Source organism: Mesorhizobium sp. P2_C4, from assembly GCF_056404575.1.
This window is the reverse complement of record NZ_JBFUDT010000002.1, coordinates 1,008,750-1,025,120: the sequence shown is the minus strand read 5'-3', so window position 1 is coordinate 1,025,120 and position 16,371 is coordinate 1,008,750. Positions and strand designations below refer to the sequence as shown.

13 protein-coding genes are annotated in these 16,371 nt (G+C 62.0%); 7 read left to right on the top strand and 6 right to left on the bottom strand.

Annotation, left to right across the window (positions count from 1 at the left end; translation table 11 throughout):
* Positions 1–2: 2 nt before the first annotated feature.
* Positions 3–836 carry a GNAT family N-acetyltransferase gene (locus AC1DX6_RS11275; protein WP_477313158.1) on the top strand — a complete coding sequence of 278 codons (834 nt, stop codon included), beginning with the start codon at positions 3–5 and terminating at the stop codon, positions 834–836.
* A gap of 67 nt (positions 837–903) precedes the next feature.
* Here the strand turns inward: AC1DX6_RS11275 and melA (AC1DX6_RS11270) are convergent, their stop codons facing one another.
* The 6 genes from melA (AC1DX6_RS11270) to melA (AC1DX6_RS11245) form a co-directional block, all read right to left on the bottom strand.
* A complete protein-coding gene (melA, locus tag AC1DX6_RS11270; protein ID WP_477313156.1) occupies positions 904–2,274 on the bottom strand; it encodes an alpha-galactosidase in 1,371 nt (456 codons plus the stop codon).
* Positions 2,275–2,294: 20 nt separating this feature from the next.
* Complete coding sequence (locus AC1DX6_RS11265) at positions 2,295–3,962, bottom strand: ABC transporter ATP-binding protein (RefSeq protein ID WP_477313154.1); 1,668 nt, start codon at positions 3,960–3,962, stop codon at positions 2,295–2,297.
* Positions 3,963–3,972: 10 nt separating this feature from the next.
* Positions 3,973–5,109 (bottom strand): ABC transporter permease, encoded by a 1,137-nt coding sequence (locus AC1DX6_RS11260; RefSeq protein WP_477313152.1) that lies wholly within the window; start codon positions 5,107–5,109, stop codon positions 3,973–3,975.
* Position 5,110: 1 nt separating this feature from the next.
* Positions 5,111–6,118 carry an ABC transporter permease gene (locus tag AC1DX6_RS11255; RefSeq protein ID WP_477313150.1) on the bottom strand — a complete coding sequence of 336 codons (1,008 nt, stop codon included), beginning with the start codon at positions 6,116–6,118 and terminating at the stop codon, positions 5,111–5,113.
* Positions 6,119–6,325: 207 nt separating this feature from the next.
* Positions 6,326–8,410 carry an ABC transporter substrate-binding protein gene (locus tag AC1DX6_RS11250; protein ID WP_477313148.1) on the bottom strand — a complete coding sequence of 695 codons (2,085 nt, stop codon included), beginning with the start codon at positions 8,408–8,410 and terminating at the stop codon, positions 6,326–6,328.
* A 111-nt stretch (positions 8,411–8,521) separates the two neighbouring features.
* A complete protein-coding gene (melA, locus tag AC1DX6_RS11245; RefSeq protein WP_477313146.1) occupies positions 8,522–9,988 on the bottom strand; it encodes an alpha-galactosidase in 1,467 nt (488 codons plus the stop codon).
* Between the two features lie 206 nt (positions 9,989–10,194).
* Between melA (AC1DX6_RS11245) and AC1DX6_RS11240 the strand changes: the two genes are divergently transcribed.
* The 6 genes from AC1DX6_RS11240 to AC1DX6_RS11215 all read left to right on the top strand — a co-directional run bounded on the left by AC1DX6_RS11240 (position 10,195) and on the right by AC1DX6_RS11215 (position 16,358).
* Positions 10,195–11,070, top strand: coding sequence for an AraC family ligand binding domain-containing protein (locus tag AC1DX6_RS11240; protein ID WP_477313144.1), 876 nt, complete (start codon positions 10,195–10,197; stop codon positions 11,068–11,070).
* A 54-nt stretch (positions 11,071–11,124) separates the two neighbouring features.
* Entirely contained in the window at positions 11,125–11,898 is a 774-nt protein-coding gene (locus AC1DX6_RS11235; protein ID WP_477313142.1) for an SDR family NAD(P)-dependent oxidoreductase, read from the top strand.
* A gap of 131 nt (positions 11,899–12,029) precedes the next feature.
* A complete protein-coding gene (hisD, locus tag AC1DX6_RS11230) occupies positions 12,030–13,352 on the top strand; it encodes a histidinol dehydrogenase (protein ID WP_477313140.1) in 1,323 nt (440 codons plus the stop codon).
* Positions 13,353–13,361: 9 nt separating this feature from the next.
* Entirely contained in the window at positions 13,362–14,387 is a 1,026-nt protein-coding gene (locus AC1DX6_RS11225) for a zinc-dependent alcohol dehydrogenase (protein ID WP_477313138.1), read from the top strand.
* A 32-nt stretch (positions 14,388–14,419) separates the two neighbouring features.
* Complete coding sequence (gene hutC, locus AC1DX6_RS11220; RefSeq protein ID WP_477313136.1) at positions 14,420–15,151, top strand: histidine utilization repressor; 732 nt, start codon at positions 14,420–14,422, stop codon at positions 15,149–15,151.
* Between the two features lie 193 nt (positions 15,152–15,344).
* Positions 15,345–16,358 (top strand): ABC transporter substrate-binding protein, encoded by a 1,014-nt coding sequence (locus AC1DX6_RS11215; RefSeq protein ID WP_477313134.1) that lies wholly within the window; start codon positions 15,345–15,347, stop codon positions 16,356–16,358.
* The last annotated feature ends 13 nt before the right edge of the window (positions 16,359–16,371 follow it).

Here is a 16,371-nt window from a genome sequence, read left to right as displayed (position 1 = left end):
CAATGCCTCGAACGATCCGGACGCTCTCTGAGAGCGACGTGGAAACCCTTGTCGACTGGGCAGCCGTGGAAGGCTGGAACCCCGGCTTCGGCGATGCCGCGGTGTTCCGTGCGGCGGATCCCGATGGCTTCATCGGCGCGTTTGTCGATGGCGAAATGGTGGCCGGCATTTCGGCCGTCGCCTACGACAACGATTTCGGCTTCATCGGCCTCTACATCTGCCATCCGGAACGGCGTGGTGAGGGCCATGGCAAGGCAGTGTGGGATGCCGGCATGGCGCGGCTTGGCAACCGGACCGTCGGCCTCGACGGCGTCGCCGAACAGCAGTCGAATTACCGCAGCATGGGCTTTGTGCCTGCCTATGACACTATTCGCTACAGCGGGCGCGCTGCAAGCCTGGCCAGCGGAGGCGATATCCGGCCGGTCACGCCTGACCTTGTCGCCGATATACTGGCTTACGACCGCCACTTTTTTCCGGCGCCACGGCAAGCCTTCCTGCAGAGATGGCTGCAGCCGCCGCGCAGCGCGCTTGCGGTCGTCAACTCGGGAAGGGTTTCCGGCTATGGCGTCGCGCGGCCGTGCCGGGACGGTTTCAAGATCGGGCCGTTGTTCGCCGACAACATGGACGTCGCGCTGCAACTTGTGACGGGACTGACAGGCTTGCAGGCAAGCGACACGCTGCACATCGACGCTCCCGCGACCAATGGCGGGTTCACCGCCGCGCTTGAGGCGGCCGGTCTGTCACCGGGCTTCACGACGACCCGGATGTACAGGGGAGGCATGCCCGGGACTGCCTCGTCAAAGGTGTTCGGGATCACGACCCTGGAGCTCGGCTGAAGCCGAGCCCCGGGCACGAGCGGTCATTGCCGCTTCGTTCTTCCCGATCAGATTTCGGAAACGACGGTCAGGCCGCCCGGGCTCCCGGCGTTTTACGCGCCCAGGCCGGAAGCCAGTCGCCATGGGTGGTGAGCAAATCATCCACCAGCGACCATATCTGGTCGAGGTCGAGTTCGGCTGCCGTGTGCGGGTCCATCATCGCCGCGTGATAGATATGCTCGCGGTTTTCCGTCATCAGCGCCTGAACGGTCAGTTCCTGCACGTTGATGTTGGTGCGGATCAGCGCGGTCAGCTGCGGCGGCAGGTCGCCGATGAAGGTGGGCTGGATGCCGGAAGCATCGACCAGGCACGGCACCTCGGCGGCGCAATTGGTGGGCAGCGAGGTGATGCAGCCATTGTTGCGGACGTTGCCGTAGATCACCGACGGCTCGCCGGTCCACACCGAATTCATGATCGAGGACGCATATTCCTTCGACTGCTCGACCTCGATCCTGTCGGCTGAACGATAGGCTTCGGCTTGTCCCTTCCAGCGTTCGATCTGCTCGATGCAGCGCTTGGGATATTCATCGAGCGGGATGCCGAACTTTTCGATCAGATCGTCGCGCCCTTCCTTGATGAAGTAGGGCGTGTACTCGGCGAAATGTTCCGAGCTTTCGGTGACGAAATAGCCGAGCCGCGTCAGCATCTCATAGCGCACCTTGTTTGGGCAGCGCGGGTTCCAGCCGGGCTTCGGTGCTCGGCCCTCGCGATAGGCGCGCACGAGATCGGGATAGAGATTGCGATAGGAGCCGTCAGGCTGGCGGTGCTCGAATTTGAGATAGAAGGCCATGTGGTTGATGCCGGCCGAGCGGTAGCGGATTTCCTCGTAGGGAATGTCGAGGTCATGCGCGAGTTCCATCGCCGTTCCCTGCACCGAATGGCAAAGGCCGACCTGCTTGATCTCGGGGTATTTCTCCGCGATCGCCCAGGTGTTGATCGCCATCGGGTTGACATATTGCAGCATGATCGCCTGCGGGCAGACGGCGAGCATGTCCTCGCAGACCTTCCAGAGATGCGGCACGGTTCGCAGGCCCCGCATGATGCCGCCGACGCCCAGCGTATCGGCGATGGTCTGGCGCAGGCCGTATTTCTTCGGGACTTCGAAATCGGTGACCGTGCAGGGCTCGTAGCCGCCGATCTGGAAGGCGACGACGACGAAATCGGCACCCTTCAGCGCCTTGCGCTGATCGGAATAGGTTTCGGCCTTGGCCTTGACGCCGAGGGTCGAGATCAGCTTATTGACGACGATGGCGCTCTCTTCGAGGCGCTGCGGATTGAGGTCCATCAAGGCGATGTCTGCTCCCGACAATGCGGGACGCTGCAGCACGTCGCCGACGATGTTCTTCATGAACACCGTGGAACCAGCTCCGATAAAAGTGATCTTGGGATTTCTTGTCATAACAGTCTCCGGAAATGCGATCAGGCTACCTCGAAAGCGGCTTTGACGAGCCGTTGCGTGTAGGCGGTTTTGGGATTGGACAGAACTTCGTTGACCGGCCCCGCTTCGACGATCTTGCCATGCTGCATGACGATCACACGGTGGCAGAGCGCGCGGACGACCTTGAGATCGTGCGAGATGAAGAGGTAGCTGAGACCCCGGTCGCGCTGCAGCTTGCGCAGCAGTTCGATGATCTGCGCCTGGACCGAAAGATCCAGCGCCGATGTCGGCTCGTCGAGCACGATGAACTCGGGTTCCAGCGCAATGGCGCGGGCGATGGCGATGCGCTGGCGCTGGCCGCCGGAAAACTCGTGCGGGAAGCGCGACAGTATGTTGCCCGGCATGCCGGCACTGGTCAGCGCATCGCGCACCCGGTCGATGCGGTCGTTCCTTGTCGCACCGATCCTGTTGACGACCAGCCCTTCTTCGATGATCTGGCCGATCGTCATACGCGGGTTGAGCGATGAAAACGGATCCTGGAAGACGATCTGCATGCGCGAGCGCAACGGCCGCATCTCAGCCCGCGACCGGCCATGGATCGGCTGGCCGTCGAAATAGATCTCGCCGCCGCTGCTGGTGTTGAGCCTGAGCAAGGCTTCACCGAACGTCGTCTTGCCCGATCCGGATTCGCCGACGAGGCCCAGTGTCTCGTGGCGGCAAAGGGTCAGGTCGAGACTGTCGACGGCGACGAGTTCGCGCAGGTCCGGTTTCAGGAACGTGCCATGTCGCAGCATGAAGGAGACGCGCACGCGCTTGGCATCGAGGATGATGCCGGCGCCTTCCGGCAGCGGATTGGCCTGGCCGCGCGGCTCGGAGGCAAGCAAATGCTTTGTGTAGGGATGCTGAGGATCGGCGAACAGCCTGTCCGTCACATTGTGCTCGCACATGGCGCCGTGCTGCATGACATAGACATAGTCGGAGAACTGCCGCACCACCGTCAGGTCATGGGTGATCAGGATCACCGCCATCCGCAATTGTTTCTGCAGGTTGCGAATGAGGTTCAGGATCTGCGCCTGAACCGTGACGTCGAGCGCCGTCGTCGGCTCGTCGGCGATCAGCACGTCGGGATCGTTGGCGAGCGCCATGGCGATCATCACGCGCTGGCGCTGGCCGCCGGAAAGCTGGTGCGGATATTGCCGCAGCCGCGCCGAAGGATCCGGTATCTGCACCTGTTGCAGCAGTTCAAGCGCTCGCGCCTCGGCCTGCCTGCGGCTCACCTTGCGATGCACCCTGATCGCCTCGACGATCTGGCTGCCGATCGTATAGATCGGATTGAGCGAACTCATCGGCTCCTGAAAGATCATCGAAATGCGGTCGCCGCGCAGTTTGCGCCGCTCCCGTTCGGAGAATTTCAGGATGTTGGCGCCGTCGTACTCGACGGTCGATTTCGCCGACACCACGGCGCGCTTGGACAGCAGCCCCATGACGGTGCGCGCCGTCACCGACTTGCCCGATCCGGATTCGCCGACGATGGCGATCGTCTCGCCGCGATAGAGCTGGAAGGAGATGTCCTTGACGGCTTCGACCGTGCCGTGTTCGACCTTGAAATCGACCGCGATGTTGCGGGCATTGATGACCGGGTTTTCCGAACGCCCGTCATGGTCGAGCCGGACAGGCGGGGCGAAGGAATTGACGAGCGCGTTGGTCATCACATTTCCCTCAGTATGGATCGACCGCGTCGCGCAGCCCATCGCCAAGCGCGTTGAACGCGAAGACGGTGACGAGCACGAAGCCGACGGGTGCAAGAATCCAGGGATAGGTGCCGATGACCGAGTAGGTCGCGGTGTCCTGCAGCATCAGCCCCCATGAAATCAGCGGCGGCTTCACCGCGAAACCGAGGAAACCGAGAAAGGATTCGAGCAGCACAACACTCGGGATCGCCAGGGTGACGGCAACGATGACGTGGCTCATCACGTTCGGGAAAATGTGCTGCATGATGATGCGACGGTCGGTGGCGCCGACGGCGATCGCTGCTCGGACATAGTCGATCCGGGCCAGCGCCAGCGTCTTGCCGCGGACTTCGCGCGACATCTGCGCCCAGCCGAGCGCCGACATGACGATGATCACGAAGGCCAGGAAGACGTTGGTCGGCGCCGTCACCGGGACCAGGGATGTCAGCGCCAGATAGAGCGGCAATTGCGGAAAGGCGAGCACCAGTTCGACGAAGCGCTGCACCCAGACATCGAACGCACCGCCGAAATAGCCCGAGACCATGCCGACGGTGGTGCCGATCACGGTGACGATGAAGACCACGGTCAGTGCGATCATCAGGGAGATGCGCGAACCATAGATGGCGCGAGCCAGCACATCGCGGCCGAATTTGTCGGTGCCGAGGAAATGCACCGGAAGGCCATCGGTCGAGCCGAAGAAGTGCCGGTTGGCGGGGATCAGACCAAGCAGCCTGTAGTCCGCGCCCTTGACGAAGAAACCGAGCAGGCGCGGGTGGTCATAGTCCGGTCCGACCACCGGCTGGAAGGTCACGGGATCAAGCTCCTCCGAATCCGCCAGCGCATAGACGCGCGGCTGGAAGACGAAATTGCCGTCCTTGTCGTGGAAGCTCATCATTTGCGGCGGAGCGAAGCCGACATCGGTCACCTTGGGATCCACGGGAGCGAAGAAATCGGCGAACACCGCCATCAACACCAGAAACACAACCAGGATCAGCCCGGCCATGCCGGTCCAGGATCGCTTCAGGCGGCGCCAGACGAGCGCCATATAGCTCTCGTTGGCATGCGGCCGTCGCTTGGTGACGGGTTCTTCGACCGGGGGCGGCAGGGAGGGATCGATCGCAAGCATCTCAAGCTCCCGCATACTGGCGGACACGGGGGTCGAGAAGGACCAGCAGCATGTCGGCGATGATGTTGCCGACGATCAGCGTCGCCGACAGCACCATCATGAAGGTCGCGGTGACATAGACGTCGCCGACCGCCATCGAGCCGACGATCGCTGGCCCGACGGTCGGCAGGGCAAAGATGATTGCCGTCTCGATCTCACCGGTCAGCATGTAGGGCAGCACTACGCCCTGATACATGACAAGGGGATGCAGCGCGTTCGGCACCGCATGGCGCATGACGACCGCAGCGCCGCTCAGGCCCTTGGCGCGGGCCGTTTCGACATACTGAGCATTCAGCGTGTCGAGCAGATTGCCGCGCATGACGCGCATATTGTAGGCAAGCCCGCCAAAGGTTGCGATCGCAACGACCGGCCAGACATGTTTGACGAGATCGGCGAATTTTGCCCAAGACCATGGCGCGCCGCCATATTGCGGCGAGAAGAAGCTGCCGATCTCGGATACGTTGAACTTGAAAACCAGGAGATAGACGATGATCAGCGCCATCAGGAAGCGGGGCACCGTCATGCCGAGGAAGGCGACGGTCGAAAGCGCGCTGTCAATCCAGCTATACTGTCTGGTCGCCGCCCAGATGCCGAAACCGATGCCGAGCACGGAAGCCAGGATGTGGCACACCAGGGCGAGCAGCAAAGTGCGCGGCAAGCGCTCGCCGACCACATCGGCAACCGGCTTGTTGTAGTAGAGGCTGTAGCCGAAATCGCCGTGGGTGACGATGCCGCCGATCCAGTTGAAATACTGGACCAGCAACGGCTTATCGAGCCCGTGCTGGACCCGGTAGGCTTGCGCCTGGGCGTCGGCCTCGGCGAAGGAGGCGCCACCCTGATTGATGAGCTGGGAGCGAATGTAATCCGCATAGTCGCCCGGCGGCGCCTGGATGATGGCGAAAGTGACCGCGCTCAGGATGACCAGCACCGGTAAGGCTGAGGCTATGCGCACGAGCAGGAATCGTAACATTTGACGGTTCGCTTCGCTTTTGCGGCAGTTGCTCCTGGTAGGTGCAGCCGGCGGTTTCTTTCTTGTCCGGCCGCGCCGCGGCGCGGCCGGAAGGTCTTTTCGTCTGGGAGGATCTTAAAGCGCAACGCGGGTGGCGGCGCGCTTTAAGTTTCTGCTTTGATGCCTATCGCTATCCCAAAACCGCTGCGCGCTTTTGGGCGACAGGCACTAGTTCAACGGACCCTTGTCTCCGGGCTTGCCGGGCAGTTGTTCAGGGAACAGCTCATACTTGCCCTGTTTGTCGGCGGCGACCCAGACACGTTCGCGGATGATCGAGTCTTCAGCCCAGTTGAACATGAAGATCGGCGTGCCTTGCAGGATGTTCGAGAAGCGCTTGTTGATGATCAGCGCGCCCGGATATTCCGTCAGGCCGATCGTGTAGATGTGTTCCGTCGAGATCTTCTGGAACTGCTTCATCAGGCTGGCACGCTCGTCATTGTCCTGCGTCGAGACGAACTTGTTGACGATGTCGACGAGATCTTTCTCGAACGGCATCAGATCGACCTGACCGCTTTCCGGAGCGCGATGGTTCCAGCTGGTCTTCGGGCCGACAGGGGCCAGTTGCTCGGTGTTCTGCACCACGGAGGTGAGCTCCTGGTCGTTACGCCTTACCAGCCAGTCGAAGCGGCCGGAATAGTTGGAGGCGTCGCGCTGGACACCGTCCAGCCCGTTGAGGACAACGCGCAGGCCAAGCTTCTCCATCTGGCCGACGACACCTTCCGCGAGGCTCTTGTCGGTGGTGTAGTCGTTGTTGACCAGCATCACGATCTCGACGTTCTTGCCGCCGGCGGTGCCGGCCGGGAAGTTCACGAAACCGTCACCGTCCGTATCCTTCAGGCCTGCCTTGGCAAGTTCCGCCTTGGCGCCTGCGAGATCGAATGGATAGTACACGGTCGAATTCCGGTCATAGAAGCTGGTGCCCGAGGACAGGCCGCCCGGATAGATCGCGGTGAACGGACCCTTGACCAGCGAGTCGCCGAGCGCCTTGCGGTCGAGTGCCATGGTGACCGCCTTGCGGAAGTCCTCATTGCGGTTCAGCTCGCGGATCGCTTGCCCGCGTTCGTCCGGGTTGCCCCAGCCATTGGCGGAGAAGTTCATGCGCAGATTGTAGCCGATCAGACGCGGGCCAAAGGCGAGACGGGCCGGTGCGTCCTTTTCCGCCGCACGCTTCAGCGAGGCGACGAAGTTTTCAGGCTGCTCGAGATTTGAGAAATCGGCGGCGCCGGCAACGGCCTGGACGTCGCGGTCTGCCCAGGTCGACAGCTTGTAGTGAAGTTCGTTGAGATAAGGCAGCTGGTTGCCCTTCTCGTCGACCTTCCAATAGTAGGGGTTGCGCCGCAGCACGATAATGTCGTCCGGCCGGTATTCGACCGGCACCCAGGCGCCCATCACCGGCAGGTTCATATATTCCGGCGGGAAGGCGTTCTTGAACTGCTCATAGGTGTTCTTCGAATATTTCGGATGCTGCGGCTTCAATATATGCGAGGGGCCGGGGCAGAAGGTGCCGTAGGCCATGGCATAGAGATACTGCTTGGGGAAAGCGTCCTTGAAGGTCCATTCGACGGTGTAATCGTCGATCTTCTTCAGCGTCGTGCCGACGCCGAAGGTTTCCTGGGTGGCGCCGTTGAGCGGCGACACGTTCGGGTCCATGACCTCGTCATCCCAGTAGAACATGACGTCGTCGGCATTGAACGCGACACCGTCAGACCATTTGGCGCCCTCGACCAGATGCATCGTCAGCGTGTGGCCATCCTTCGACCAGTCCCAGCTTTTGGCCAGGTTCGGCAGCGGCTCGGTGTCCTTGGCCTCGACCTGGAACAGCGGCGCGGTGCGCGTCAGGCATTCGGAAAGGCCGATATCGATGCCACCCCAGCCTTGCGTCTGGCCGGCACCATAGTTCCAGCCCTCCGGCCGGCCGCCGATGACATGGCGCATCGTGTCGCCGTAAACGCCGATGCCGTCCTGCATGTTGGCGGTCTTGAAGACCAGCGGCTCCTTGGGCAGCCGATCCTTGACCGGCGGCAACGCGCCGGTCTTGACGTATTTCTGCGTGACCCAATCGGGCTCGTGGTATTCGGGCAGCGCCTTGAACTCCAGGATGGAGTCGCGCGCCACATATTTGATTTTTCCTTCGGCGGGAAATTGTGCGGGCGCCGGTGGCACCGTCGGTTCGGATGCGTGCGCATTCAACGCGGCGATGGACACGCTAAGCGCCAGCCCGGCAAGAATGCCAATGTTTCGGAAACTCGTCATCGTCTCTCCTCCCTGTTGTTTCGGAGCGCTTACGTCGCTCCATTCTCCTCGAGATATGCGGACCGCTGATCTCCCCCCGAAAATCAGCCGCGATCCATTCTGCCTTTTTGCTCAGACGGCCTGTTTGAGGGCCGCCTTTTCGGCGCGCAGCTCCTCGATCGAGCGGACGTCGCGGCGTGCGGCGCCTGCCCATTCGCGGGTCTTGACCCTGGATTTCGAAAGCCGTTCCTTGGCAGCCGGAATGGCGTGGGCATATTGCGGCAGCCAGTTGGCCTGGGCGACGACCATCTCATCGACCATTTGCCAGACTTCTTCCGGCGTCGAGACGGCGCCGACCAGCGGGTCGTGCAGGACCGCCAGCTTCAGAAGGTCGATATCGCCTGATATCGCCGCATGAACCGACATGCGCTGGACGTTGATCGAGGACATACAGGTGGCGGCGCAGGCTTCCGGCAGGGTGATGCCCGAGGCCATGTTGATGCCGAAGCGATCGACGAAGCCCGGCGACTCGATGATCGCGTCCTGCGGCAGATTGGTGATGACGCCATTGTTCTTGACGTTGAAGTGGCCGCGATAAACGCGGTTGGTCTCCAGCGCTTCCAGGATGTGGCTGGCGTGCTCGTTGGAGCGCTTGGCAGGATCGATCGGCCTGGCGGCGGATTCGAGAAACTGCGGAAATTCCGTCTCGAACCAGTTGCGCGTTTCGGTGGAGTAGCGAAGGTAACCGCCGGTTTCGCCATGGATCCAGTCCGACATGTCGATCCAGCGGGTGATTTCGTCTGGCCGCTTGCGGTACCAGGGCAGATATTCGGAAAGGTGCCCGTTGCTTTCGGTCGAATAGACACCGAAGCGCTTCAGGACGTCGATGCGCAGCTTTTCCTGCTGCGAGAAAACCGGATGCGCCTCGAAAGCCGCAACCAATTCGTCCTTGCCGATCTTGCGGCCGTTGAGGCGCAGGTCGATGAACCAGGTCTGATGGTTGATGCCAGAGCAGACATAGTCGAGTTCGCTATGCGATTTGGCTCCGAGCACTTCGGCGATCTGTTCGGCGCCATGCTGGACGCCATGACAGAGGCCAACGGTATCCACCTTGCCATACTCGATTGCAGCCCAGGTGTTCATCGCCATCGGGTTGGCATAGTTGAGGAATTTCGCGCCGGGCTCGGCGAGTTCGCGGATGTCCTTGCAGAAGTCGAGAATGACCGGGATGTTGCGCTGGCCGTAGAGAATGCCGCCGGCGCAGATCGTATCGCCGACGCATTGGTCGATGCCATATTTCAAGGGGATTCGGATGTCGTCGGCATAGGCTTCGAGGCCACCGACGCGCACGCAGCTGATGATATAGCGAGCTCCCTCGAGGGCAACGCGGCGATCGGTCGTCGCCGTGACCCTGGTCGGCAATTTGTTGAATTCGACGATCTTGTCGAGGATCTCCTTGATCATCGAGAGATTGTGCTGGCTAAGGTCGGTCAGCGCGAACTCGACGTCCCTGAATTCCGGAACGCACAGAATGTCGGTAAACAGCTTCTTGGTGAAGCCGACGCTGCCCGCGCCGATGATGGCGATTTTGAAACTCATCACTTCACCTCGATCCTGCCGAAATGTTAGGTAAGGGCGGCAAAAGGAAATTTGATCCACATGCCGCGGCAAGCAGCCACGACAAACCCGAATCCGACGTCTCCTCCTGACCGCTCCTCGACTGCGGCTTCTTTTGCTTTCGGGAGGGATTATGCGCCTATTCAGCGATGCGACCAGAGAAGGATTGTGCTTTCAGGGGTAATTTTGTGCTGCGCGACCTGATCGACACCGGACCATCGGCCAGAACCGTCTCCCTGCCGCGCGGCCGTCAGCGCCTGCACACCATGCCGACCAGCACCGGCTACGAAGTGCGCGAGAACGAGGTCTACGACTGGGATGGACGCAAGCGCGGCCAGACGCCGTTTACCGTGCTCCAGCACACAATCGGCGGCACTGGCCGGCTGCGCTACGAGAACCGCAACTACCGCCTGCAAAAGGGCGACACCTTGCTGGTGCTGGTGCCGCACAACCACCGCTATTGGCTGGCCAAGGGCGAGCGCTGGGAATATTTCTGGATATCGATGAACGGCGATGAGGCGCTGCGCATCCACAAGCTGGTCCTTGCCGCCGTCGGCCCGGTGCTGCGGTTGCAGCCATCGACGATCGATCATCTCGCCGACTGCAGCGTGCGCCTGGTCAAGGGCGCGGTCTCGCCGGGAGCCGCGTCCGCCGTCGCCTACGAGGCGGCGATGGCACTTTACGACGATGTCTTCGGCTCGCATGCCTTCACCGACGAGAAGAGCCCCATGCAGCCGGTGATCGATCACATCAAGGCCAATCTCGACAGGCCGCTGTCGGTTGACGACCTGGCGGGGATCAGCGGACTCAGCCGCGCGCATTTCTCGCGCTGCTTCGCCGAGAGCGAGGGTCTGCCGCCGGCCGAATTCGTGTTGCAGCAGCGATTGCAGCGGGCGGCGAAACTGCTGACGAAAGCCGACTTCCTGCCGGTGAAGGAAGTGGCCATCATGTGCGGCTTCGAGGATGCCAACTACTTTTCGAAGGTCTTTCGCCGCCTGTACGGCATCAACCCGACGCAATTTCGCACCACCGGCATGTATGCCAGCGTGGGCAACCACCGCTAGATGGCCCGAGACGGGCCGGTGGATCGGAAGACGGCACCGAGGGAATGGACTCACATGCGCAATGCTTCTCTTTTCGACCTTTCCGGTAAAAAGGCGCTGGTCACCGGCGCCAGCCGCGGCATCGGGCGCAGTATTGCCGAGGCTTTGAGTGCTGCCGGCGCCGACGTCGCGGTCACCGCACGTGCCTTGCCGTCGCTCGACGAGACGATTGCGGCCATACGTCAAGCCGGTGGCATCGCGCATGCGCTGGCGCTTGACGTCACCGATGTCGGGTTCTGCAGGAGCGCGGTCGCGGAGGCAGCCAGCCTGCTCGGCGGCCTCGACATCCTCGTCAACAATGCCGGCGTGGAAGAGGTCCGGCCATCACTCGATGTCGAGGAAGCCCTGTGGGACAGGATCGTCGACACCAATCTCAAGGGCGCGTTCTTCTGCGCCCAGGCAGCCGCCCGCCATATGAGGGAGGCGGGGCGGCCAGGCGTCATCGTCAATCTCTGCTCCCTGACATCGGAAGTCGGCGTGCCGACGGCGGTGCCCTACGGGTCGTCGAAATCGGGCCTGCTCGGCATGACGCGGGCTCTGGCGGCGGAGTGGGCGGAGTTCGGCATCCGCGTCAACGCCATCGCGCCTGGATACTTCCGGACAGCAATGACCGATGTCTTCTACAGCGACGAGGCCTGGCAGCGGGCAATGCTTGCCAAGATACCGCAACGACGCTTCGGCGACGTCGCCGATCTGCATGGGGTCGCCGTGTTCCTGGCGTCCGATGCCGCCGCCTACATAACCGGACAATCGATCCCGGTCGATGGCGGCTTTCTGGCGTCGATATGACCGGGTGAGGGCAGCTGCGCTGCGGCGCTGAGCCGGACATCGAGAATCAACTTGGCATCTTGTATGTGGTTGTACATACTTTATGGGAGCCTCTGCCGGCATGACCCTATTTTCCGAGAGAAGGAACACCCATGTCTGACATCAGCTTTCATGATCTGTCGTCGATCGATGCCGCCCAGCGGGCCGATTTGCTGAAGCGTGCCGAAGGCGATCTGTCGACCTTTGTCGAAAAGGTCCGGCCGATCATCCAGTCGGTCAGGGATGAAGGCGATGCGGCGCTGATCCGGTTCGCCCGGGAGTTCGACAAGGCCAATGTGGCCGAAGGCGAGCTGAAGGTCTCGGAGGCGGAATTCGATGCTGCGTTCGACAAGGTCGAAAAGGATGTCACCGAGAGCATCAAATACGGCATCGGCAACATCCGGAGTTTTCACCTGGAGCAGCGGCCGGAACCGATGTGGCTGAAAGAGGTTCGGCCGGGCGCCTATGCTGGCGACAGATACACGCCGATTTCTTCGGTCGCGCTTTACGTTCCACGCGGCAAGGGGGCCTTCCCGTCGGTAACGATGATGACGTCGGTTCCCGCCGTGATCGCCGGGGTGCCGCAGATCGCCATCGTGACGCCGCCGACGTTGGATGGTTCGGTGGACGCCGCCACTCTGGTCGCTGCCCGCCTTGCCGGCGTCGACACTGTCTACAAATGCGGCGGCGCCCAGGCCGTCGCGGCGGTCGCGTACGGCACCGAGACGGTGAAGCCAGCCGTCAAGATCGTTGGCCCCGGTAGCCCGTGGGTGGTTGCGGCAAAAAGCTTGTTGTCCTCGGTCATCAACACCGGTCTGCCGGCCGGTCCCTCCGAAGCGATCATCTTTGTCGACGACAGCATCGATGGCGGCCTTGCCGCGCTCGACCTTTTGATCGAGGCCGAGCATGGGCCCGACTCGTCGGCCTATATCGTCACCCACAGCCGCAAGGTTGCTGAAGCCGCCCTTGCCGCCATTCCGGAACACTGGTCGCGAATGACCGAGCAGCGTGTTGAATTTTCGCGCGCGGTGCTGACGGGAAAGCGCGGCGGCATCGTACTGACGGCGTCGCTGGAAGACAGCTATCGTTTCATCAACGACTATGCGCCCGAGCACCTCGAGATCCTGTCGAAGGAGCCGTTTGCGCATCTTGGACAGATCACCGAAGCGGCCGAAATCCTGATGGGTCCGCATACGCCGGTGACGCTCGCCAATTTTGTGCTCGGACCCAATGCGGTGCTCCCGACCAGCCGCTGGGCGCGAACCTATGGGCCGCTTTCGGTTACGGATTTCGTCAAGCGCTCGTCCGTTGGGTATGTCACTTCGGCAGCCTATCCCGAACTGGCCGGGCATGCGCGCAAACTGGCCCGCTACGAGGGCTTCAGTTCCCACGAAAATGCGATTTCGGAGATCCGCAACCGCTATCTCGCCCTTTGAGGGTTCGCCATGAAAGCCGTACGCCTGCATGGACCCGGGGACTTGCGCGTCGAAGACATCGCGGCGCCAGGCGATCCCGATGCGGGCTGGGTGAAGCTGAAGGTCGCGGCCGCGGGCATCTGCGGCTCGGACCTGCATAATTTTCGGACAGGCCAGTGGATAAGCCGGTCGCCGTCGACGGCGGGTCATGAACTGACAGGCGAGGTCACAGCGGTCGGGGAGGGCGTGGACACGGTCGCCGTCGGCGACAGGGTCGTCGCCGATTCGCGCTTCTGGTGCGGAGACTGCGCCGAGTGCCGCGCGGGGCGGAGGCAGCACTGCCTCTCGCTTGGGTTTATCGGTGAGGTCTGCGACGGCGGCTTCGCCGAGGAGACCGTCTTGCCCGCCCGTCTCCTGCACGTCGTCGATGCCGCGCTTGACGAGCGGGTCGCTGCTATGGCCGAGCCGCTTGCGGTGGCTTTGCATGCCGTGCGGCGCCTGCCGAAAACCGGACGTTGCGTCCTCGTCACCGGTTGCGGGCCGATAGGCGGTCTCGTTGCCTTGCTGCTCTCCCGAACATTCCAGGGGACCATTCTGGTCACCGATCGCAACCCGAGCCGCTGCGCGCTGGTGGCGCGGGTCACCGGCGCCGTGCCGGTCGAACTGACCCGCGAAGCCATCGCCGCGGCCACGTCGCATGCCCCCTTGCTCGCCGCGGTCGAAGCGACAGGCAGCATCGCCGCACTCGAGCAGTTGCTGGGTGTTCTCGATCCGGGCGGCGCGGTGGCGATGGTCGGCATATTCCATGGCCGTCTCGACATCGATCCCAACATCCTGGTTGAGCGGGAAATCACATTGCTGGGCTGCCATGCGTTTGCAGACGAGCTTCCCGACGCCATTGCGCTGCTCGGTGAACTGACGCAGCCCTTGATCGAGCTGATCGACCGCGAGGTCGGCCTCGATGACGTTCCCGCTGCCTATGAGCGGTTGTTGGCGGGGCGAGCCGATGGCTTGAAAACGATCATCCGGATGCAGCAACCTGCAGAGGGCGCATGATTTTCGATGGATTGCCGGAAAGGACTTTGAAAATGAACACCTTGCCCAATACGGCCAGCCCACTTTACGAGAAGGTGAAGGACTACATCCTGACCAATATCGGGACCGGCCGCTGGAGCAAGGACCGCAAGCTGCCGTCCGAAAACGAACTCGTGGCATCGCTCGGCGTGTCCAGGATGACCATCCATCGGGCCTTGCGGGAACTGACGTCGGCCGGATTTCTGGTTCGCATTCAGGGCGTTGGAACGTTCATTGCTCCGCCTCGGCCGCAGTCGGCCCTGCTTGAGATCAACAACATAGCGGCGGAAATTGTCGGGCGCGGCAACAAGCACCGTTCCGAAGTGCTCGTCCTCGAAACCATCATGCCGGCAAAGGAACTGATGCTTGCCTTCGAGATGGCCAAACGGGTTCCCGTCTACCATTCCGTGGTTGTCAATTTCGAGAACGACCTGCCTGTGCAAGTCGAAGAGCGCTTCGTCAATCCGGGCCTCATCCCCGACTATGACAAGCAGGATTTCACGAAGACGGCGACGTATGACTACCTCATGCAGAAAACCCCGGTGACCGAGGTCGAGCACATCATCTCCGCCATCCCGGCGGATACCGAGACCGCGCTGCATCTGGGCATCGAGGTCGGCGACTGCTGCCTCTTTCTGCATCACCGCACATGGACCGGCGCCGTGGTCGCGACGATCAGCAAACTGACCTATGCGGGCAGCCGCTACGCCCTTGGCAGCCGCTATTCTCCGTCCAAGAATGCCTGACGATGAGGAGCCATGACTTGTATATGCATGTATGTATTTTTACTTCTTGACAACGGCTTTCGCCGACGTTGAAATGCCGTTGCACTTCCATGAAGGCTGCGGAAAAACGCCAGGCAAGAGCCGCGAGAGCAGAACCCGCCTTCTCACCAGACCGGTGCTTTGTTGAAGAAGTGATCCGGCATCAAGGGGAACAATGACGATGCGTAACCTCACAGGACAATTTCGCGCGCTGTTCATGGCTGCGGCCATCGGCATCGCCGCCAGTCAGGCCGCAGCCGCGGCCGATGCGACCATTCCGACCGCGCCCGAGGCTGGCTCGTTCAAGATCGGCATCGAACCGTGGCTCGGATATGGCCAGTGGCATGTCGCCGAGGCCAAGGGCCTGTTCAAGGCAAACGGGCTGGCGGACGTCCAGATCGTGAACTTTGCCGAGGACAAGGATATCAACGCTGCCCTGGCGAGCGGCCAGCTCGACGCCGCCAACATCGCGACCCACACGGCGATGGGCATGGTTGCCGCCGGCCTGCCGGTGAAAATCGTGCTGTTGCTCGATGTCTCGATGACGGCAGATGCGATGATCGCCGGCAAGGACGTCACATCGGTCAAGGATCTAAAGGGTAAGCAGGTCGCCTTCGAGGAAGGCACGACCAGCGACATCCTGCTCAAATATGCGCTCGCCAAGAACGGCATGTCCATCGACGATGTCCAGCCGGTGCCGATGCCGGCGTCCGATGCGGGCGGGGCGCTGATCGCGGGTCAGGTTCCGGTCGCGGTCACCTATGAGCCCTATCTCACCGTGGCCATGGCGCAGAACAAGGACGTCAAGCTGATCTTCACCGCCGGTGAGGATCCCGGCCTGATCAGTGACGTGCTGGTGGTGCGCGATGAAGTGATCAAGTCGCGTCCGGGGCAGGTGCTGGCCATGATCAAGACCTGGGACGCAGCCCTGAAGGACTACAATGCCGACACGCCCGGTGGCCGCGCCATCATCTCCAAGGCTGTCGGTTCGAGCGTCGAAGACCTCAACACCGCCTTTGACGGCGTGCGCTACTACTCGCTCGCCGAAAACAAGACGGCGTTGACCGGCGATTTCTCGACCAAGACGTTTGCCGATGTCGAGGCCGCCGCCAAGAACGCCAAGCTGCTTCAGGCAGATGTGACGCCCGAGCAGATGATCGACCCGGCTTTCGTCAAGGCAGCTGAGTGACGAAGGCCTGATC

Coding starts and splice junctions, on each gene's coding strand:
- AC1DX6_RS11275 (WP_477313158.1), top strand. CDS start 3: ATGCCTCGAACGATCCGGACGCTCTCTGAGAGCGACGTGGAAACCCTT.
- melA (WP_477313156.1), bottom strand. CDS start 2,274: ATGACAAGAAATCCCAAGATCACTTTTATCGGAGCTGGTTCCACGGTG.
- AC1DX6_RS11265 (WP_477313154.1), bottom strand. CDS start 3,962: ATGACCAACGCGCTCGTCAATTCCTTCGCCCCGCCTGTCCGGCTCGAC.
- AC1DX6_RS11260 (WP_477313152.1), bottom strand. CDS start 5,109: ATGCTTGCGATCGATCCCTCCCTGCCGCCCCCGGTCGAAGAACCCGTC.
- AC1DX6_RS11255 (WP_477313150.1), bottom strand. CDS start 6,118: ATGTTACGATTCCTGCTCGTGCGCATAGCCTCAGCCTTACCGGTGCTG.
- AC1DX6_RS11250 (WP_477313148.1), bottom strand. CDS start 8,410: ATGACGAGTTTCCGAAACATTGGCATTCTTGCCGGGCTGGCGCTTAGC.
- melA (WP_477313146.1), bottom strand. CDS start 9,988: ATGAGTTTCAAAATCGCCATCATCGGCGCGGGCAGCGTCGGCTTCACC.
- AC1DX6_RS11235 (WP_477313142.1), top strand. CDS start 11,125: ATGCGCAATGCTTCTCTTTTCGACCTTTCCGGTAAAAAGGCGCTGGTC.
- hisD (WP_477313140.1), top strand. CDS start 12,030: ATGTCTGACATCAGCTTTCATGATCTGTCGTCGATCGATGCCGCCCAG.
- AC1DX6_RS11225 (WP_477313138.1), top strand. CDS start 13,362: ATGAAAGCCGTACGCCTGCATGGACCCGGGGACTTGCGCGTCGAAGAC.
- hutC (WP_477313136.1), top strand. CDS start 14,420: ATGAACACCTTGCCCAATACGGCCAGCCCACTTTACGAGAAGGTGAAG.
- AC1DX6_RS11215 (WP_477313134.1), top strand. CDS start 15,345: ATGACGATGCGTAACCTCACAGGACAATTTCGCGCGCTGTTCATGGCT.